Origin of the sequence: Polymorphobacter multimanifer (assembly GCF_014205635.1) — a bacterium.
In the GTDB taxonomy this organism is placed as follows: Bacteria; Pseudomonadota; Alphaproteobacteria; order Sphingomonadales; family Sphingomonadaceae; genus Sandarakinorhabdus; species Sandarakinorhabdus multimanifer.
This window is the reverse complement of sequence record NZ_JACIIV010000017.1, coordinates 36,864-58,597: the sequence shown is the minus strand read 5'-3', so window position 1 is coordinate 58,597 and position 21,734 is coordinate 36,864. Positions and strand designations below refer to the sequence as shown.

The 21,734-nt window shown below is 66.3% G+C and carries 10 protein-coding genes; all 10 read left to right on the top strand.

Annotated elements, in window-relative coordinates:
- Positions 1-65 precede the first annotated feature (65 nt).
- The 10 genes from FHS79_RS12215 to FHS79_RS12170 all read left to right on the top strand — a co-directional run bounded on the left by FHS79_RS12215 (position 66) and on the right by FHS79_RS12170 (position 21,687).
- The gene (locus FHS79_RS12215) at positions 66-6,614 is read left to right on the top strand and encodes a choice-of-anchor I family protein (RefSeq protein WP_184200342.1); all 6,549 of its coding nucleotides are present in this window, start codon (positions 66-68) and stop codon (positions 6,612-6,614) included.
- Positions 6,615-6,732: 118 nt separating this feature from the next.
- Positions 6,733-8,556 carry a DUF885 domain-containing protein gene (locus tag FHS79_RS12210; RefSeq protein WP_184200339.1) on the top strand — a complete coding sequence of 608 codons (1,824 nt, stop codon included), beginning with the start codon at positions 6,733-6,735 and terminating at the stop codon, positions 8,554-8,556.
- Positions 8,557-8,627: 71 nt separating this feature from the next.
- On the top strand, positions 8,628-10,136 hold the full coding sequence (locus tag FHS79_RS12205; protein ID WP_184200336.1) for a CoA-acylating methylmalonate-semialdehyde dehydrogenase: 1,509 nt from the start codon (positions 8,628-8,630) through the stop codon (positions 10,134-10,136).
- Positions 10,137-10,149: 13 nt separating this feature from the next.
- The gene (gene mmsB, locus FHS79_RS12200) at positions 10,150-11,046 is read left to right on the top strand and encodes a 3-hydroxyisobutyrate dehydrogenase (RefSeq protein ID WP_184200333.1); all 897 of its coding nucleotides are present in this window, start codon (positions 10,150-10,152) and stop codon (positions 11,044-11,046) included.
- A gap of 259 nt (positions 11,047-11,305) precedes the next feature.
- Positions 11,306-12,625, top strand: coding sequence for a M24 family metallopeptidase (locus FHS79_RS12195; protein ID WP_341534458.1), 1,320 nt, complete (start codon positions 11,306-11,308; stop codon positions 12,623-12,625).
- A gap of 1 nt (position 12,626) precedes the next feature.
- The gene (locus FHS79_RS12190; protein ID WP_243452854.1) at positions 12,627-14,360 is read left to right on the top strand and encodes an alpha/beta hydrolase; all 1,734 of its coding nucleotides are present in this window, start codon (positions 12,627-12,629) and stop codon (positions 14,358-14,360) included.
- A gap of 126 nt (positions 14,361-14,486) precedes the next feature.
- Positions 14,487-17,579: a TonB-dependent receptor domain-containing protein gene (locus FHS79_RS12185; protein WP_184200330.1), complete on the top strand. Its 3,093-nt coding sequence runs from the start codon at positions 14,487-14,489 to the stop codon at positions 17,577-17,579.
- A 64-nt stretch (positions 17,580-17,643) separates the two neighbouring features.
- Positions 17,644-19,056, top strand: coding sequence for a M20/M25/M40 family metallo-hydrolase (locus FHS79_RS12180; protein WP_184200327.1), 1,413 nt, complete (start codon positions 17,644-17,646; stop codon positions 19,054-19,056).
- Between the two features lie 19 nt (positions 19,057-19,075).
- Entirely contained in the window at positions 19,076-20,326 is a 1,251-nt protein-coding gene (locus tag FHS79_RS12175; RefSeq protein WP_184200324.1) for a M24 family metallopeptidase, read from the top strand.
- Positions 20,323-21,687, top strand: coding sequence for a M24 family metallopeptidase (locus tag FHS79_RS12170; protein ID WP_184200321.1), 1,365 nt, complete (start codon positions 20,323-20,325; stop codon positions 21,685-21,687). The genes FHS79_RS12175 and FHS79_RS12170 overlap by 4 nt, the downstream gene beginning before the upstream one ends.
- The last annotated feature ends 47 nt before the right edge of the window (positions 21,688-21,734 follow it).

Sequence of the window (21,734 nt, the reverse complement as noted above, 5' to 3'; positions counted from 1 at the left end):
GGGAAGGCACGCGGTGGGCGCGGGCCGGGCATCCCGGTCTGTGATTTCGTCCAAGGGGTTTCATAATGGCTGTTCTCGGTGATCTGGCGCTCGTCGGCTATTCGGCTGATGCCGCAGGCAAGTCTTTCTCCTTCCTGCTCCTCGCCGATCTGTCGGGCGAGACGATCTTCTTCACCGACAATGGCTGGCTGGCTGCCGGCGGCTTCCGCTCCGGCGAAGGCACTGTGAGCTATGTGGTACCGGCAAACACCCCGGCCGGCACCGTCGTCACCATCTCCGGGCTGACCGGGCAGTTCAACCCGGCGGTCGGCGGCGACCAGATTCTCGCGTATGTCGGCTCGGCCGCCAGCCCCACCTTCCTGTTCGCGCTCGATTTTGCCGATGGCAACAGCACCTTCGCCGGCGACGCCACCAATTCCAACACCTCGGCTGTGCCGACGGGGCTGACCTTCGGCACCAACGCACTCGCCTTCCCGCTCGACAATGGCGCCTATACCGGCCCGCTCTCCGGCTCGCGGTTCGAGATCCTCGCCAACATCGCCAACACCGCCAACTGGACGCTGGATGACGCAAACCCCGTTGCCTATCCGCCGGCCTTCAGCATCGGTGGCGGCGGCGAGACCGCAGTGACAATAAACGACGTCAGCATCGTCGAAGGCGATGCCGGCACCTCGACCCTCACCTTCACCGTCACCCGCGCCGACAACGACGGCGCCTTCACCGTCGATTATGCCACTGCCGATGGCACCGCCACCGCCGGCAGCGATTATGTAGCAGCAAGCGGCACCGTCAGCTTCACCGCCGGCGGCGCGCTGACGCAGACGATCAGCATCACCATCAACGGCGACACCATGACCGAGGGCAACGAGACCTTCACCGTGGCGCTCTCCAACCTCGTCAACACCACCGGCACCGCGGCGATCACCGATGCCAGCGGCACCGGCACGATCATCAACGACGATATCAGCCTCATCGGCATCCACGACATCCAGGGCGCCTCGCACACGTCGCCGCTCGTCGGCCAGACGGTGACGACGCGCGGGATCGTGACCGCGGTCGACACCAACGGCTTCTACTTCCAGACCCCCGATGCCGAGATCGATGCCAACGATGCCACCTCGGAAGGCCTGTTCGTCTTCACCAGCAGCGCCCCCACCGTCACCGTCGGCCAGCTCGTCACCGTCACCGGCGCGGTTGCCGAGTTCATCCCCGGCGGTGCGGGCACCAACAACCTCTCCACCACGCAGCTCACCGGTCCGGTCATCAACGTCATCAGCAGCAACAATCCGCTGCCCACCGCGACCATCCTCGGTGCCGGCGGCCGCATGGCGCCGACCGAGATCATCGACGACGACAATTTCACCAGCTTCGATCCGGCAACCGACGGCATCGACTTCTTCGAGAGCGTCGAAGGCATGCTCGTCACCGTGCCGCAGCCGCTGGTCGTGGCCCCCACCACGAGCAACGGCGAGATCTTCACCGTTGCCGATCTTGGCGCCAATGCCTCGGGCCTCTCGGAGCGCGGCGCGCTCGTGTCGCGCAGCAGCGTGGGCGATGGCCTCAATGTCACCAACACCGGCCCGGGTTCGGACTACAACCCCGAACGCATCCAGATCGATGGCGACGCCTTCACCCCCGGCGGCGCCAACAGCATTCCCTTCGTCAACACCGGCACCGTGCTGGGCGACGTCACCGGCGTGGTCGCCTACAACTTCGGCAATTACGAGGTCCTCGCCACATCGGCCGTCACCGTGGCGACGCCGTCGATCCTCACCGACGATGTGACGACGCTGACCGGCAACGCCAACACCCTCACCATCGCCAGCTACAATGTCCTCAACCTCGATCCGGGCGATCCCGCGGCGCGCTTCACCAACCTTGCCCTCGATATCGTCGGCGGCCTCGGCTCGCCCGACATCATCGCGCTGCAGGAAATCCAGGACAACAGTGGCCCCAGCAACAATGGCGTGGTCTCGGCCAGCATGACGTTGCAGATGCTCGCCGATGCGATCAACGCCAATGGCGGCCCCACCTACACCTTCATCGACAACCCTTTCATCACCAACAACACCAATGGCGGTGAGCCCGGCGGCAACATCCGTGTGGCGTATCTCTACAATGCAGCGCGTGTCAGCCTCGTCGAAGGTTCGCTCGCCACCACGCCCGATGCCGCCATCGATTTCGCCGGCTCGCGGCCGCCGCTCATCGCCACCTTCGATTTCGAGGGCGAGCAGGTGACGCTCATCAACAATCACTTCACGTCCAAGGGTGGCTCGTCGCCGCTGTTCGGCGCGGTGCAGCCTTCGGGCAATGGTGGTGCGGCCGACCGGCTGGTGCAGGCGCAGAATGTCGCCGACTATGTGGCCACGCTCGATCCGGGCGCCAAGGTCATCGTGCTCGGGGATCTCAACGAGTTCGCCAATGAGGAATCGCTTGCCCCGCTCACCGCGGCCGGCCTCGGCAACCTGTCGCTCACCCTGCCTGCCAATGAGCGCTACAGCTACAGCTTCGACGGCAATGCCCAGCAGCTCGACCAGGTGTTCGTGAGCGGCGCGCTCGACGGCATCGCAGCGATGGACATCGTCCACCTCAACTCCGAATATGTGGCGACGAGCACCTCGGCGGCCGACCATGACCCGATCGTGATCGCGCTCACCTTCGCCCCCCCGGTGCCGTTCGGCCAGCCGGGCGACATCGCCTTTGTCGGCTTCAACGCCGATGGCAATGACGATCTGGCGTTCGTGGCGCTGAAGGCGATTGCCGCCGGCCAGGTGATCTACTTCAACGACCAGGAATGGCAGGGCACCGCATTCAACACCGGCGAAGGCCAGGTCACATGGACTGCCTCAGCCAATATCGCCGCCGGCACGGTGGTCACCATCAACAGCTTCAGCAACGCGCCGGTGAGCAATCTCGGGACCACGAGCGGCTCCTCGGGCCTCGGCAGCGATGGCGAGATCGTCTACGCCTATGTCGGCGCGCCCTTTGCGCCGACCAGCTTCCTCGCCGCCATCGCCAATGACGGCTTTGCGGTGTCCGGTGGCACGCTCGACGGCACCGGGCTGGTCGTCGGCGAGACCGCCATCGACCTCTCCAACGGCGGCACCAATCCCGGCGAAGACATCGGCGTGTTCAATGGCGAGCGCTTCGGCGCCACCAGCTTTGCCGACTATCTGTCGATCATCAACAACCCCGCCAACTGGCTGACGCAGGATGGCGCCGGCGACCAGTCGAACGACGGCATCGGCCCCGATCTGCCCTTCGAAACCACCGCTTTCATCCTCGGCGGCGTGGAAACCCACTCGGTCGGCTTCCAGCCGAACGCGGTGGCGCAGGCCGAAGGCGATAGCGGCACCACCGCCTTCACCTTCACCGTCGCGCGCACCGGCGGCACCACCGGCGTGTTGGACTTCAGCGGCACCGTCATGCTCGGCAGCGCCGACGCCGATGATTTCGGCGGCATCGCACCCACCGGTTTCAGCGGCCAGATCGCGGCTGGCGCGACCAGCGCCACCGTCACGATCAACGTCTCCGGAGACACCGTCATCGAAGCCGATGAGGACTTCACGCTCACCCTCACCAGCGTGACCAACGGCAGCGGCATCGCCGCCAGCATCGGCACCGCCACTGCCACCGGCACGATCACCAACGACGATGCTCCCGCTGCCGATTTCGCCCCCGGCGATCTCGCGTTCGTGGGCTTCAATTCGGACGGCGCCGACAATCTGGCGCTCGTGGCGCTGAAGGCGATCGACGCCGGCACCGTGCTCTATTTCAGCGACAATGAGTGGAACGGCACCGCCTGGACCGACCTCAACGAGAGCAGCTTCGCGCTCACCCTCACCAGCAGCGTGGCCGCCGGCGGCATCATCAAGCTCGACAACATCAGCACGGCCGCATCGACCACGAGCAACGTCGGCACCGTGGCGAGCGTGGCGGGCGGCGGTGGCAACCGCGGCCTCGCCAACGCCAACGAGCAGGTCTACGTCTATGTGGCCGACGCAGCGGCTCCGCTCGCCCCGACCGCCTTCCTCACCGCCGTCTCCAACGACGGCTTTGCCGGCGCGCTGCTTGCCGGCACCGGCCTTGTCGCCGGCCAGACCGCGCTCGATCTCGCCACTGTCGATGCCGGCGCCGATATCGCCGCCTTCACCGGCGCGCGGAACACCGCGGCGAGCTTTGCCGATTACCTTCCCATCCTCAACAACGCCGCCAACTGGGCGACACAGGATGCCGCTGGCGATCAGTCCGCCGATGGTATCGCCCCCGACGTGCCGTTCAGCAACGAAGCATTCACCACGGCGGGTCCCGGCCTGTCGATCGGCGGCATCGACGTCTACGACGCCGCGTCCTCGCTCGCCGGCAGTGTCACCACGCCGGTGGCTACCGACGATCTGGTGCTGGTGCGGCTCGGCTCGATCCAGGGCGGTGTCGCTGGCGCCGAGAGCATCGCCTTCGCCAACGGCCGTGTCTATGCGACCAGCGGCAACGGCGATGCCATCAACATCCACAGCGTCACGGCACAAGGCACGCTCGTCAACGAGGCACCGATCCTGCTGGGCGGGCTGCCGTCCTATGCACCGAGCGGTGTCACCAGCGTCGATGTCAGCAACGGCATTATCGCGGTGGGTTATGCGAACATCGATCCGGAGGCCGCGGGCTTCGTGGCGCTCTTCAACGCCGCCGACAACAGCCTGATCAAGACCATCCAGGTCGGCGTTCTGCCCGATGATGTCACCTTCTCGCCCGATGGAGCCAAGCTGCTGGTGGCCAATGAAGGCGAGCCGCTTTCGGCGCAGGGCAGCATCAGCATCATCGACATGAGCGGCGGTGCGGCCAATGCTGCGGTCAGCAACACGATCAGCTTTGCGTCGCTGAACGGCATGGAGGCGGCGCTGCGGGCCCGCGGTGTCGCCATCGCGCCAGGCCAGCCGGCCGCCGGCGACATCGAGCCCGAATATATCACCATCTCGGCCGATGGCACGCGCGCCTATGTCACGCTGCAGGAGGTCAATGCCGTCGCGGTCATCGATCTCACCAATCCGGCGGCCGATCGGCCGCTGGCGATCCAGCCGCTCGGCACGATCGATCGCAACCTGCCGGGCAATGCGCTCGACACCTCGGACCGCGATGGTGGCATCAACCTGCGCAATGTCGATATCCAGAGCCTGCCGCAGCCCGATGCGATCGCGACGTTCGATGTCGGCGGCGTGAGCTACTTCATCACTGCCAACGAAGGCGATTCGCGCGTCAACGTCCCCGATTCGGTGCGCCTGTCGTCGAGCAGCTATGTGCTCGATCCGATCCTCTTCCCCAACGCGGCGGCCATCAAGGCCGATGCCGATCTCGGCCGCCTCAACGTGCTGACGACGATCGGCGATACCGATGGGGACGGTGATTTCGACGTCATCCACACGCTCGGCGGCCGCGGCGTCTCGATCTTCCGTCAGGAGGCCGATGGCAGCATCACCAAGGTCCGCGAGACCGGTGGCGAGTTCGAAGCCATCATCGCCGCCACCAACCCGGCGATCTTCAACTCGAACCAGAGCACCAACCCGAGTTCGCTCGACACCCGGTCGGACGACAAGGGCCCCGAGCCCGAAGGTGTTTCGATCGGCGTGATCAATGGCCGGACCTACGCCTTTGTCGGGCTGGAGCGTGTCGGCGGCTATATGGTCTATGATGTGACCGATCCCGCCAATGCCACCTTCGTCACCTACAAGCCGCAGACCGCCGACGATCTCGGGCCGGAAACGAGCGTTTTCGTGAGCGCTGCGGACAGCCCCACCGGCCAGTCGCTGCTGCTGAGCGCACAGGAGATCAGCAACACCGTGACGCTCTATTCGGTGCAGGCGCAGACGCAGGGCGATGACGTCCTCACCGGCGGCGCCGGCGACGATGTGTTCAACGGCCGTGGTGGCAACGACATCATCTTCGGGCGCGGTGGCAACGACCGCATCGATGGCGGTGCCGGCAGCGACGTCCTCGATGGCGGAGACGGTATCGACACCGTCAGCTATGCCAGCGCCACTGGTGGCGTGCGCGTCAGCCTGATGAGCGGCACCGGCTTCGGGCCGGGCGGGGATGCCGATGTGCTGCGAGGCTTCGAGAACATCCTCGGCTCGTCCTTCGATGACGTGCTGTTCGGGGACAAGTTCGACAACATGATCGAGGGCGGCGCCGGCAACGACGTGCTGATCGGCGCGCGCGGCAACGACATCCTGATCGGCGGCGATGGCAGCGATGTGCTGCAGGGCGGTGTTGGCGCCGACATCTTCCGCTTCGACAGCGTGTCGGATGGGGCAGTCGATATCATCACCGACTATTACTTCACCACCGGGGACACGCTCGTGCTGGGGGAGGGGGTCACCGTCTCCAAGGTCCAGGTCTCCTACCTCTCGACCGGACAGGTCGCCAACGAAGTGCCGACCTACAACAAGGAAGGCTCGCTCGACCTGGTGCTGACGCTCACCGGCGAGGGCGGCACGCAGACGCTCAAGATCGTCGATGCCTACAGCTTCGGCAACAACGGCTATTGGGAAGGCGTGCTCGGAATGGACCTCGAATATGCCCGCCCGGCCTTCGGCACGCCCGATCTGGTGACGATCGGCTGACCGCCATCAACCGAGGACAGCGCCGCCGCCGGCTGAAACCGGCGGCGGCGTTATCCCCATTGCTTTTGGCCGTCCGTATTTGCACTCTGCCGTGCGCACACCGCACCGCAGGGGTATCATGAACGTTCAAACTATCGCATCGCCGCTCAACCGGCGCGCTGCTCTCGGCCTGCTGGCCGCCGGCATCGCGGCGCCGCTTGCCGCGGGCCAGTCCGGACCCGCGCTCACGCCTGCCGCGCGCCTGCGGGCGCTGATCGATGCAAGCTCGGCGGCCGAACTGGCGCTCGATCCGCTCGGCGAGCCCGGCCGGCCGCGCCCGGCGGGCACCGCGGTGTTCATCGATCCGCTCACCGACGCGCATGCCGATGCCGTGCTGGCGAACAAGCGCCGCGAGCTCGCCGAACTGCAGGCCATCGATCGCGGCGCGCTGACGGCCATGGACGCCATCGCCTATGATGTCTTTGCCTACAAGCTGCAGACATCGCTCGGTTTCATCACCTCCGGGCTGGCTGCAATCCAGCGCGAGGCGCCGCTCAACCCGTCGTTCGGGCTGCATGTCTCGATGCCCGATTTCGTCTCGGGCGCCGGCGCCGGCTTCGCCACTGTCGGGGACTATGAGGCGGGACTTGATCGGCTGACCGGCTTCACCGGCTTCATGGACACGACGCTGGTGCGGCTGCGCCAAGGCATGGCCGCCGGCCGGGTGCAGCCGAAGATCATTGTCGAGAATGTGCTCAAGCAGGTCGATGCGATGCTCGCACTGTCGGTGGAGGCGACGCCCTTCTACGCTGCCATCACGCGAATGCCCGCAGATTTTTCGCCGGCAGACCGCGTGAGGCTCACACAAGCCTACACCCAGGCAATCGCCGGGCAGGTGCTGCCGGCCTTCGCACGCTGGCAGGCGTTCCTCACCAAGGATTATGCGCCAAAGGCGCCGGACGGCCCCGGCCGCGCCTCGATGCCCGGCGGCGACCGCCTCTACGCCGCCGAGCTGGCCCGCCACACCACCACGAGCATGGGCGCCGATGCCATTCATGCGCTGGGGCTGCAGGAAGTCGCGCGCATCCGCGGCGAGATGGAGAAGGTGCGCGGCCAGGTCGGCTTCAAGGGCGATCTCAAGGCGCTGTTCGAGCATGTTCGCACCGATCCGAAATTCTACTGCAAGGACGAGGCCGAGCTGCTGGCGCGCTTCGCCGAGATCGAGGGCCGCATCTGGAAGGGCATTCCAGCCCTTTTCCACAACCGCCCCAAGGCGCCGTTCCGCGTCGCCGGGCTGCCGGCACTCGGCGGCCAGCGTGGCACCGGTTACTACAAGCCCGGCCCGCCCGATGGCGTGACGCCGGGCACGCTATTCTTCAACATGGCCATGCTCAACACCCGGCCGATCCCCACGCTCGAAACGCTCACCCTGCACGAGGGCATCCCCGGCCATCACTTCCAGATCACGCTGGCGCGCGAGAACACCAGCCTGCCACCGCTGCTGCGCTACGGCTCGACCACCGCCTATTCGGAAGGCTGGGGGCTCTACGTCGAATCGCTCGGCCGCGAACTCGGGATGTTCAAGGACCCCTGGCAATGGTTCGGGCATCTCGACATGGAGATGCTGCGCGCCGTGCGACTCGTGGTCGATACCGGCCTCCACGCGCGCGGCTGGAGCCGGCAGCGCGCCATCGATTTCATGATGGACAACACCTCGATGGCGCCGCGCGACGTCGCTGTGGAAATCGACCGCTACATCGCCCAGCCCGGCCAGGCCTGCGCCTACAAGATCGGCGAGCTGACCTTCGCCCGCCTGCGCCGCGAAGCCACGGCAGTCCTGGGCCCCCGCTTCGATGTCCGCGATTTCCACGGCCAGTGCATCGATACCGGCGGCATGCCGCTGGCGGTCCTCGAAGCCAAGATCACCGCCTGGATCAAGGCGGGCGGCGGCCGACAGGCCTGAGCTTGCCTGCCAGCGCCTGCCCCGACTAGATGACACCATGGCCGGCACCAGACCGGCAGGGAGAGTGATCCATGCGCGCAATCGACCATTTCATCGACGGCGCTGCCGTTTCCGGCACATCGGGCCGTTTCGCCGATGTGTTCGATCCCAACAGCGGAGCCGTGCAGGCGCAGGTGGCGCTGGCATCGGCGGCCGAGATGGACGCCGCCATCGCGTCGGCGGTGGCCGCGCAGAGGGGCTGGGCCGCCACCAACCCGCAGCGCCGGGCGCGCGTGCTGTTCGAGTTCAAGCGCCTGGTCGAGCGCGACATGGACGAACTGGCAGCACTGCTCTCCTCCGAGCACGGCAAGGTGATTGCCGACAGCCGCGGCGACATCCAGCGCGGCCTCGAAGTCATCGAGTTCGCCTGCGGAATCCCGCATCTGCTGAAGGGCGATTTCACGCTCGGCGCGGGGCCGGGAATCGACGTCTATTCGATGCGCATGCCGCTCGGCGTCGTCGCCGGCATCACCCCGTTCAACTTCCCCGCGATGATCCCGATGTGGATGTTCGGGGTCGCGATCGCCTGCGGCAACGCCTTCATCCTCAAGCCCTCCGAGCGTGATCCATCGGTGCCGGTCAGGTTCGGCGAACTGATGATGGAAGCCGGGCTTCCCCCCGGCATCCTCCAGGTCGTCCATGGCGACAAGGCCGCAGTCGATGCCATCCTCGACCATCCGGACATCAAGGCCGTCAGCTTCGTCGGCTCGTCGGACATCGCGCACTATGTCTATTCGCGCGGCACCGCCAACGCCAAGCGCGTCCAGGCGATGGGGGGTGCCAAGAACCACGCCGTCGTGCTGCCCGACGCCGACATGGACCAGACCGTCGCCGATCTCGTCGGTGCCGCCTTCGGCTCGGCTGGCGAGCGCTGCATGGCGCTGCCGGTGGTGGTGCCGGTCGGCGCCGCCACCGCCGACACGCTGCGCGAGGCGCTGCTGCCCGAAATCGCAAGATTGCGGCTCGGCGTGTCGACCGACAAGGATGCGCACTACGGCCCCGTCGTCAGCGCCGCCCACAAGGCGCGCATCGAGAATTACATCCAGATGGGCGTCGACGAAGGCGCCGAACTGGTGGTCGATGGCCGCGGCTTCAGCCTGCAAGGCCGTGAGGGCGGCTTCTTCGTCGGCCCCACCTTCTTCGATCATGTGCAGTCGACGGCGCGCAGCTACCAGGAGGAGATTTTCGGCCCCGTGCTGCAGATGCTTCGCGCAGAGACGTTCGAGCAGGCGCTGGCGCTGCCGAGCAACCACCAATATGGCAATGGCGTCGCGATCTTCACCCGCAACGGCCCCGCGGCGCGCGAGTTCGCGGCCAATGTCGAGGTCGGCATGGTCGGCATCAACGTGCCGATCCCGGTGCCGGTCGCCTATCACACCTTCGGCGGCTGGAAGCGCTCGGCCTTCGGGGACAGCAATGTCCATGGCCCCGAAGGTGTGCGCTTCTACACGAAGATCAAGACCGTCACCCAGCGCTGGCCAAGCCTCAACGCCGAGGGCGGTGTGACCGACAGCAGCTTCGTCATCCCGACGATGAAGTAGGGGAGGGGGAAGCATGGCACGCATCGCTTTCATCGGCCTCGGCAACATGGGCGGCGGCATGGCCGCCAATCTTGTCCGCGCCGGCCATCAGGTCACCGCTTTCGATCTCGCCGCCGACGCCATGGCGCGCGCGACCGAGGCCGGCTGCACCCCCTCCACATCGGCGGCCGAGGCGGCGCAGGATGTGGACGCCGTCGTCACCATGCTGCCCGCCGGCAAGCACGTCGCTGCAGTCTATGCCGAGTCGGTGTTCTCCGCAGCCGCCCCCGGCACGCTGTTCCTCGATTGCTCGACGATCGACGTGGGCACCGCCCGCAACACCGCCACCGGAGCCACGGCACAGGGCTTCGCGATGGTCGATGCCCCCGTCTCGGGCGGCATCGCCGCGGCCAATGCCGGCACTCTCACCTTCATGGTCGGCGGCAGCCAGCAAGCCTTCGCCCGCGCCGAGCCGTTGCTGCAGGCGATGGGCAAGGTGGTGATCCACGCCGGCGAGGCCGGTGCCGGCCAGGCTGCCAAGATCTGCAACAACATGCTGCTCGGCGCCTCGATGATCGCCACCGCCGAGGCCTTTGTGCTGGCCGAGAAGCTCGGGCTCGACCTGCAGACCTTCTTCGACATCAGCTCGAAAGCCAGTGGCCAGTGCTGGTCGATGACGAGCTATTGCCCGGTGCCGGGACCGGTGCCGACCTCGCCGGCCAATCGCAACTATGAAGGCGGCTTCGCGTCGGCGCTGATGCTCAAGGATCTCAAGCTGGCCGTCGAGGCGGCGGCGGCGGCCGGCGGTAGCGTGCCGATGGCAAGCCAGGCCGAGTCGCTCTACCAGATGTTCGTGGGGCTCGGCGGCGGCAGTCGTGATTTCTCGGCGATCATCAAGCTTCTCGATGGCAGCTGGGACAACGCCGGCTGACTGACCTGAGCGCTCGCCTTCTTCGCCCATCGCAAAGCGCATGCTCCGCATGTAAAATCATTGCGTGAGCAGCGACTGCCGGTGTCGCATCGCCAGCGACACAACGCATCCAGCGCAACGATGCGATGCAGACAGCGGTGTTTTTCCCTCCTGACATAATTGTTACACCTCACCCCGTGCTTTGGATTTCGGGGGAATTTCGATGAGGGTCCGGCCAACAGGGGGAAAAAGCCGGCAGGGCCTGTTGCGCGGCGCAGCGTTGGGCCTTGTTGCCATGGTGATGCTGGCGTCTCCGGCGATGGCGGCGATCGAGGAGCGTCCTGCCTATCCGAAGGTGCTGCCGATGCGCGAACGCGCAGCCGTGGTGAACCGGCTGCTCGCGGACAGGCTCGATACCGTGGTGCCGGCGATCATGCGCGAGCGCGGCGTCGACATGTGGGTGATCGTCGCCCGCGAGAATTTCGAGGAGCCGGTTGTCGCCACGATGCTCGATGCCGAAAGCCTGCTGGCGCGGCGGCGGACGATCCTGGTGTTCTTCGATCCGGGTCCCGGCAAGCCTCTCGAGCGCTTCACCGTCAGCCGCTACGGCCTTGGCGGGCTGTTCGCGCCGTCATGGGAGCCTGAAAAGCAGCCCGACCAATGGGCGCGGCTGGCCGAGATCATCGCCGAGCTCAACCCCTCGCACATCGCCATCAATTCCTCACCGCTCACCGCCTTTGCCGATGGCATGACGCTGAGCGCCTATGAAGGCATGATGGCGGCGCTCACGCCGGCAATGCGGTCGCGCATCATCCGCGACGAGCAGCTTGCCGTGCGCTGGCTCGAAACCCGCACGCCGGCGGAGATGGCGATCTATCCCGAAGTGATGCGGCTGGCGCACGCCATCCTCGCCGAGGGCCTTTCCAGCGCGGTCATCACCCCGGGCAAGACCACCACGCGCGACGTCGTCTGGTGGTACCGCCAGAAGATCGCCGACCTCGGCCTCACCGCCTGGTTCCAGCCCTCGGTCGCCATCAGCCGCAAGGGCGCCGAGCGCGCGCTGTCAGGCGACACCGTCATCGAGAAGGGCGACCTGATCTGGACCGATTTCGGCATCACCTATCTGCGGTTCAACACCGATACCCAGCAGAACGCCTATGTGCTGCGGGACGGCGAAACCGAGGCGCCGGCGGGGCTGCGCGCCGGCCTCAACGCCAGCAACCGCCTTCAGGATGCGCTGACCGACAGCTTCCGCGCCGGCGATACCGGCAATGCCGTTCTGGCGCGGGCGCGGGCACGCGCGCTTGCCGAGGGGCTGGACCCGAGCATCTACTCGCACCCGATCGGCTTCCACGGCCATGGCGCCGGCACCGCAATCGGCTTCTGGGACAATCAGAACCCCGATCCCCGCGGTGAGCACCGCGTCTTCCCCAATACCGCCTGGTCGATCGAGCTCAGCGCCACCGCCGCCGTGCCGGAATGGGGCGGACAGCGGATCGGCTTCAAGACCGAGCAGGACGCCTTTTTCGACGGCAACAAGGTCACCTACATCGACAAGCGCCGCACCGAGCTGTGGCTCATCGGCAAGGGAGGGAAATGACATGACAGCAACACTCCGCGGGCTCACCAGCCTCGGCGCCATGGCCGCGATGCTCGCCGCCATCCCCGCAGCGCCCGCCGCTGCCGAAAACTTCCGCATCACGCTGCCCGCCAGCGCGCCCGACGCGCAATATGATGGCCGGGTGCTGCTCATCCTCACCCCCAAGGGCGAGACCGAGCCCCGCTTCCAGGTGGCGGCGGATTTCGACGCGGCCCAGGTGGTCGGCATCACCGTCGACGGGCTGCGGCGCGGCCAGGCCGTCACCATCGATTCGACCATGCTCGGCTTCCCCGCCGAAAGCCTTTCGGGCGTCCCCAAGGGCGAGTATTTTGTCCAGGCGGTCCTTCACAAATACGACACCTACAACCTCGCCAACGGCAAGACGGTCAAGCTGCCGGCGGCGCGCGGCGCCGGGCAGAACTGGCGCAACGAGCCGGGCAACCTCGTCAGCAAGCCGGTCAAGCTCGCCTATGATCCGGCCAAGTCCGGCACCATCAGTCTCAACCTCGATACCGTGCTGCCGCCGATCGAACCGGCGAAGGACAGCGAATTCATCCGCCATTTCAAGTTCAAGAGCCCGAGCCTGACGAAGTTCTGGGGCCGGGACACCTTCATCACCGGCCATGTTCTGGTGCCCAAGGATTTCGACAAGCACCCCGAGGCCAAATATCCGCTGGCCATCTTTCACGGCCATTTCCCCGATGATTTCGGCGGCTTCCGCACCACTCCGCCCGAAGCCGACCTCAAATGCGTTCCTGCAGCCCGCTTCGGCGAGCCCTGCTACAACCGCATCGAGCAGCAGGAAGCCCATGACTTCTACAAGAAGTGGATCTCCGACGATTTCCCGCGGATGCTGATCGTCGAGATCGACCATTCCAACCCCTATTACGACGACAGCTATGCGGTGAACTCGGCCAACATCGGCCCCTATGGCGATGCCATCACCCATGAGTTCATTCCGGCACTCGAAAAGCAGTTCCGCGGCCTCGGGCAAGGCTGGGCGCGCTACCTCTACGGCGGATCGACCGGCGGCTGGGAGGCGGCCGCCGTCCAGATCTTCTATCCCAAGGAATATAACGGCGCCTTCATCGCCTGCCCCGATCCCATCGATTTCCGTCATTACATGGTCACCAACATCTACGAGGACAAGAACGCCTATTGGCGCGAGGGGCCGTTCGGCCGCGTCCCCAAGCCCGGCAAGCGCAACTATCTCGGCCATGTTCCCTATCTTGCCGAGCATGAGAACCGGCTGGAGCTGGTGCTCGGCGAAAAGACCCGCTCGGGCGGCCAGTGGGACATCTGGGAAGCGGTCTATTCGCCGATGGGGGAAGACGGCTATCCCAAGCGCATCTTCGACAAGCGCACCGGCGTCATCGATCCGGCGGTGGCAGCGCACTGGCGCGAAAACTACGACCTTCGCCACATCCTCGAGCGCGACTGGAAGAAGATCGGCCCCGACCTGCAGGGCAAGCTCCACATCTATGTCGGCGACATGGACAATTACTACCTCAACAACGCCGTCTACATGACCGAAGCGTTCCTCGAAAAGGCAGACCCGCCCTATCAGGGCGAGGTCAAGTACGGCGACCGCGCCGAGCATTGCTGGAACGGCGATCCCACCCAGCCCAACGCCATTTCGCGGCTGCGCTACAACAGCATGTACATCCCCAAGATCCTCGACCGGATCAAGAAAGCCGCACCGCCGGGCGCCGATCTGACCAGCTGGAAATACTGAGGCCCAGTTACAGGGCCCAGTCACAGGGCCCAGCCACGCGGCCCAGTCACAGGGCCAAATCAGAAGCCCCCGCAGACGCGCTGCGGGGAACACTCAACCTTTATCAACACAACAGGGAGAATTGCGATGGTCCGGGTCCGGCCGATACTGATGACGACGACAATCCTTGCCGCACTCGGCGGCCATGCTATGGCCAGCGCGCAGGATGTGCCGGCAGCCCAGCCGGCCGGCGCTCCCGCCGCCGCCGCAGCTCCTGCCCCCGCTGATGCCGATGAAATCGTCATCACCGGCAGTCGCATCCGCAGCCCCAATCTGCAGAGCGTCAGTCCGATCATCCAGGTCACCGCCGCCGAATTCGCCCAGCGCGGCACGGTGCGCACCGAGGATCTGCTCAACCAGCTTCCCAACGTCTTCGCAGCCCAAGGCGCCAACAACTCGAACGAGGCCACCGGCACCGCCCAGGTCGATCTTCGCGGCCTGTCGCCATCGCGCACCCTCGTCCTCGTCAACGGCCGGCGGCTTGCCTATGGCAGCCCCAAGAACATCCCGTCGGACGTCAACCAGGTGCCGGCTGCGCTCATCGAGTCGGTCGATGTGCTCACCGGCGGCGCCTCGGCCACCTATGGCTCCGATGCCATCGCCGGCGTCGTCAACTTCCGCCTCATGGAGAATTTCCAGGGCGTCCGGCTGATGGGCAATGTCTCCGCCTTCCAGCACAACAACAACAATGACGGCCTGCGCGATCTCGTCAGCTCGTTCGACCAGCGTTTCCCCGGCCAGTACCGGCTTGCCGACGATTCGGTTTGGAACGGCTTCGCGCAGGATTATTCCGCCGTGCTCGGCACCAACTTCGCCGAAGGCCGCGGCAACGTCACCGCCTATGCCTCCTACCGCAAGGTCAACCCGATCCTGCAGAAGGACTATGACTATTCGGCCTGCGCCCTCGGCGCGACCGGCCCGGGCGGCAACGCCTTCACCTGCTCGGGCTCGGCGAACAACGCGCCCGCCAACCTCACCAATGCCGCACGGCTTCCCGGGCTGCCCACGTCGTTCCGCGTGTCCGAAAGCCAGTTCGTGCCGGGCACCGCCAGCTACAATTTCGCGCCCTTCAACTATTACCAGCGCCCCGACGAGCGCTACATGCTCGGCACCGTGGCGCATTATGATTTCAACCGCCACCTGACCCTTTACATGGAGGGGCATTTCATGGACGACCGCTCGGTCGCCCAGATCGCGCCGGGCAACAACAATGGCGGCATCCTCGTCAATTCGTCGGGCATCAGCGGCATCAACTGCGATAACCCCTTCCTGTCGGCGCAGCAGGCGCAATTCCTGTGCACATCCAACGGCCTGTCGCTGGGCAGCACCTATGATGCCAGCGGCAATTACGTGGCGCCCCAGGGCATCGCCCAGGGCGTGCTCGTCGCGCGCCGCAATGTCGAGGGCGGCAACCGGCAGGACGATATCCGCCACACCACCTACCGCATCGTCGTCGGCGCGCGCGGTGATCTGGTCGGGTCGTTCCGCTACGATCTCTATGGCCAATATTCCAACGTCGGCTATCGCAGCCGCTTCTCGGGCGATGCGAACCGTCCCCGCACCGCCAACGCCTTCTATGCCGTTCGCGACGGTCGCGCAGGGTCCTCCACTTTCGGGCAGACGGTCTGCAAGATCAACGCCGACAACAACCCCGACAACAACGACCCCAACTGCGCGCCGCTCGATTATTTCGGCGCCGCCGCAAGCCAGGAATCGGTCGATTACATCGCCGAGTTCAAGAGCATCACCGGTGACACGAGCCTGACCAACATCGTGCTGTCGATCGACGGCAACCTCGGCGATTATGGCATCACTTCGCCGTTTGCCGAAACCGGCGTCGGCATCGCCTTCGGTGGTGAATATCGCAAGAACACCGTCGACTATGTGCCCGACGAGATCTACCGCGCCTCTGCCAGCCCCGAGCTGCCCATCTCGGGGCAGACCGTGGCCAAGGAAGCCTTCATCGAAGTCAATGTGCCGCTCGTCGAGAACGCGCCGTTCATGGAGCTGCTCAGCGTCGAGGGCGCCTATCGCTATTCGGACTATGATACCGGCTTCACCGCCAACGCCTGGAAGCTCGGCGCCACCTGGGCTCCGGTTTCCGATGTCCGGCTGCGCGGCAGCTTCCAGCGCGCCGTCCGCGCCCCCAACGTCATCGAGCTGTTCTCGGGCCAGTCGCTGTTCGAAGTCGAGCTGACGCAGAATGCCAATGGCTCGTTCGATCCCTGCTCCGGCGCCACTCCGTTCGCCAGCGCCGCGCAATGCGCCAACACCGGCGTCACCGCGGCACAATATGGCAACATCGTCGACAACCCGGCCGGGCAGTTCAATTCGCTGATCGGCGGCAACCCCGATCTCAATCCCGAAACCGCCGACACCATCTCGGTCGGCGCCGTGCTGCGGCCGTCGTTCCTGCCAGCACTCACCGTCTCGATCGATTACTTCGACATCAAGGTCAAAGACCTTGTCGGCAGCGTCAACCCCAATCTGTCGCTGGCAAACTGCATCAACAACGGCGATCCATTCTTCTGCAACCTCATCCAGCGCAATCCGGGGTCGGGCTCGCTGTTCCAGGGCGAGGCGGGCTTCTTCCGCCGCTTCAACGTCAACACCGGCTCGCTGCGCACCACGGGCATCGATCTCGCCGTCGATTACCGCACCAGCCTCGCCGGCATGCTCGGCGAAAACGCCGGCGGCCTCGCGTTCAACCTGCAGGGCACCTACCTCGGCAGCTTCGAGACGATCCCGCTGCCAAACTCGCCCGAATCCGACATCTACGAGTGCAAGGGTCTTTACGGCGGCCTGTGCGGCCGGCCCCGGCCCGAGTGGCGCCACCGCTTCATGACGACATGGCAATCGAACTTCAACTTCGACCTGTCGCTCATCTGGCGCCATGTGTCGTCGGTGGCCATCTCGTCGACCAGCACCCAGCCGGTGCTCGCCGGCAACGCGCCGGAGATCATCCGCACGCTGGGCTCGCGCAACTACTTCGACCTGTCGGCGGCGTATCGCGTGCGCGAAGGCTTCGTCTTCCGCCTCGGCGTCAACAACCTGTTCGACCGCCAGCCGCCGCTCACCACCAGTGCGGCAATCGAGGACGGCGGCAACGGCAACACCTATCCGCAATTCTACGATGCCACCGGGCGCTACCTCTTCCTCAACGCCTCGGTCGACTTCTAGAATTGCATCCCTCCGTCCGGCACGCAGCCGGACGGAGGGACCTGACTTGATACTGGAGAATGCCATGATCGGTTTCGCAAGGCTGGCGGCCATTGCCGCGTCAGGAGCCCTTGCGGGCGCAATCGCGCTGCCGGCGCACGCAGCCCCCGTCACCGATGCCGACCGCGCCATGGCGCGCGAAATCGTCTCCGAGCTTGTCGCCATCCCCACCGTCAAGGGCGCCGGCCATGTGCCCGCCCTCATCGCCACCGTCACCCGCCGCCTCAAGGCCGCCGGCTTCACCGATGCCGACATCATCACCGTGCCCGTCACCGTCGATACCGAGCCCACCGCCGGCCTCATCGTCCGCCTCGCCGGGCGCGGCAAGGCCAAGCCCGTCGCCCTGCTCGGCCATATGGATGTCGTCGGCGCCGTCCCCGGCAGCTGGGATACCGATCCCTTCAAGCCGGTCGAGAAGGACGGCTATCTTTATGCGCGCGGCGCTTCGGACAACAAGGCCGGCGTCTCGGCGCTGCTCGCCACCTTCATCCGCCTCAAGCGCGAGAACTGGGTGCCGTCGCGCGATTTCCTCCTCGTCTTCTCCGGCGACGAAGAAACGGGCATGCAGACCACCAAGGCACTGGTGAAGCATCCGCTCGTCGCCAGCGCCGAGTTCGCGCTCAATTCCGATGCCGGCGGCGCCGAGATGGAGGCCGATGGCTCCAACCCGGTCTTTTCCATCCAGTCGGCAGAAAAGACCTTCGCCACCTTCCTCCTCACCACCAGCAATCCCGGCGGCCACAGCTCGGCCCCGCGCCCCGACAACGCCATCTTCGATGCCGCCGAAGCCATCCAGGCGGTGCGCACGCTGCGCTTTCCCGCCGCCTTCAACGAGATCACCCGCCCGATGGTGGAAAGCCTTGCCGCGCGCAGCCCCGGCGCATTCGGCACCGCGCTCAAGGCCCTGCTCGCCAACCCGCAGGACACCGCGGCGCGCGGCATCGCCGAGCGCAACCCCGAAAGCGCGCTGATGTGGACCACCTGCGTGCCCACCATGCTCAAGGCCGGCAACGCCCCCAACGCGCTGCCGCAGACCGCCGAAATCACCGTCAACTGCCGCATCCTCCCCGGCACCAGCATCGAATCGGTGCAGGCGTCGCTGCAGGATGCCGTCCAGAAGACCGGCGCCAGGGTAACGCTCGACAATGCCGGCACCGCCAGCCCGGTCTCGCCCGTCAATCCACCGCTTTTCGCCGCCATCCGCCGCGCCGTCCACGCCAATTATCCCGGCGCCCCCGTCGAGCCATCGATGTCCTCGGGCGGCACCGATGGCCGCGAATTCCGCAGCCAGGGCATCCCCACCTATGGCGCCGGCAGCCTCGCCATGGTCCGCGTCCTCGATGCGCGCGCCCACGGCGCCAACGAGCGCCTCCTGCTCAAGTCGTTCGACAAGGAGCTGGTCTTCTGGGACACCTTGCTCCGCGATCTCGGCAAATGAGGCCGCGAGGAGCCCGCTCATGACCGCAATCGACCGCCGCCAGCTTCTTGCCTTCGGGGCCGCCGGCGCCGCCCTCGCAAGCCTTCCCGCCCGCGCCGGCATCGGCAGCATCCCCGCCAACAGCCCCATCGCCAACGCCGAGCCGATCACCACCGCCGAACGCATGGCGCGCATGGCCAGGGTCCAGTCGCTGATGCAGCAGGGCGGCATCGGTGCCCTTTTCGTCGAAGCCGGTTCGACGCTCCGCTATTTCACCGGCATCAACTGGTGGCGCAGCGAGCGGCTCACCGCCGCCCTCATCCCCGCCGAGGGGCCGATCTGCGTCGTCACCCCCTTCTTCGAGGAGCCATCGATCCGCGAGATGCTTGCCGTTCCCGGCGATGTCCGTGTCTGGCAGGAAGACGAAAACCCGCATGCGCTGGTCGCCGCATGGCTCACCGAGCGCAAACTGGCCGGTCGTCCCGTCGCGATCGAGGAGACCGTCCGCCACTTCGCCATCGATGGCCTGCAGCGCGCTCTCCCCGGCGTTGGTGTCCGCTCGGGCGCAGCACTGGTCAACGCCTGCCGCATGATCAAGTCCCCGGCCGAAATCGCGCTGATGCAGCGCGCCTCGGACATCACCATCGCTGCCTATCGCGCCATGGCGCCAAAGATCGAGAAGGGCATGTCGGGCCCCGACGTCTACCTCCTCATGGCCACCGAAACCGCCCGGCTCGGCGGCCAGACGCCCTCGGGCGGCGTCCAGCTCAACGAAGGCAGCGCGCTTCCCCATGGCTCGAAGGAGCGCCAGGCCGTGCGCGAAGGCTCGGTCATCCTGATGGACTGCGGCTGCACGGTCGATGGCTATCATGCCGATATCTCGCGCACGCTCGTCTTCGGCAGCCCCGATGCCAGTCAGCGCCGGCTGTTCGATCATGTCCGCCTCGGCCAGGAGGCCGCCATGGCGGCAGCCCGCGTCGGGACGCCCGCCGGCCGCGTCGATGATGCCGTCCGCGCCGTCTACGAGCCGCTCGGCTATGGCCCCGGCTACAAGCTGCCCGGGCTGTCGCACCGCACCGGCCATGGCATCGGTCTCGATGTCCATGAGCCGGTCAACCTCGTCCATGGCGAGGCCACCCCGCTGGCACCGGGCATGTGCTTTTCCAACGAGCCGGGGCTCTATGTTCCGGGGAGCTACGGCGTGCGCATCGAGGATTGCTTCTACATGACCGAAACCGGCCCCCGCTGGTTCTCGACCCCGCCCAAAAGCCTCGACGAGCCTTTCTCATGACCTTGAAACTCCTGCTCGCCGCCGCCGCCGCCCTGGCTTGCGCCCCGGCCAATGCCGCCGACCTGCCGCCGGCCGACCAGGCCGAAGCCTCGATGCGCCCCGCACTCCCCGCCATCCTGCCGCTCCGCCACCGCGCCGCGCTGCAGGATTTCTGGCTGCGCGAGCGCCTCGACACGCTCGTCCCGGCGCTGATGCGCGAGCACGGCATCGACATGTGGGTGCTGGTGGCGCGCGAATATCTCGAAGACCCGGTGATGGCGACCATGCTCAACGCCACCTCGCTCCACGCCCGGCGCCGCACCGTACTGATCTTCTTCGATCCCGGCGGCGGCAAGCGCGTCGAGCGGCTCGTCTTGAACAAGCACGGCATGGGGGATCTGTTCGCGCCGGGATGGGACATGGACAAGCAGCCCGACCAGTGGCGCCGCATCGCCGAGGTCATCACCGAGCGGTCGCCGCGCCGCATCGCGCTCAATGTCTCCCCAGACAGCGCCTTCGCCGATGGCCTCACCCACAGCCAGCACGAAGCGCTGATGGCGGTGCTCACGCCCGCACAGCGCGCCAGCGTCGTCCCCGGCTTCCCGCTCGCCATCGGCTGGCTCGAGACGCGAACGCGCGCGGAGATGGCGCGCTATGGCCAGATCGTCCGCATCGCCCATGCCATCATCGGGGAGGGCTTCAGTGGCGCCGTCGTCAAGCCCGGCACCACCACCAACCAGGATCTGGTCTGGTGGTACCGCCAGCGTGTGTCGGATCTCGGGCTCGGCTCCTGGTTCCAGCCGTCGGTCGAGATCACCCGCAAGGGTGTCCCCGGCATCTTGCGCGAAACCGACGAGCCCATCCAGCGCGGGGACATGCTGCGCGTCGATTTCGGCATCAGCTATCTCGGGCTCAACACCGATACCCAGCATGTCGCCTATGTGCTGCGTCCCGGCGAGCAGGACGCACCGGCCGGGCTGAAGGCGGGGCTGCGCGCCAGCAATGCCGTCCAGGATGCCGTGACGAGCGAGATGCGCACCGGCGACACCGGCAATCAAGTCCTCGCCCGGGCGCGCGCCAAGGCGATCGCCCAGGGCCTCGACCCCACCATCTATTCGCATCCCATCGGCTATCACGGCCATGCCGCCGGCAGCGCCATCGGCCAATCGGAAAATCAGACCTTCGTGCCGCACGGCGAATATCGGCTCCGCCCGAACATCGCCTGGTCGATCGAGCTCAAGGCCACTCAGGCAGTGCCCGAATGGGACGGCCAGATGGTCGATTTCAAGAGCGAGGAAGATGCCTTTTTCGACGGCAAGCGCGTCACCTATATCGACGGGCGGCAGACGCAGTTCCACCTCATCGAGGCTGAGCCATCCTGATCCTCTCACCCTCGCGCAGATTGCCTAACCCGCGCCCGGGGCGCATG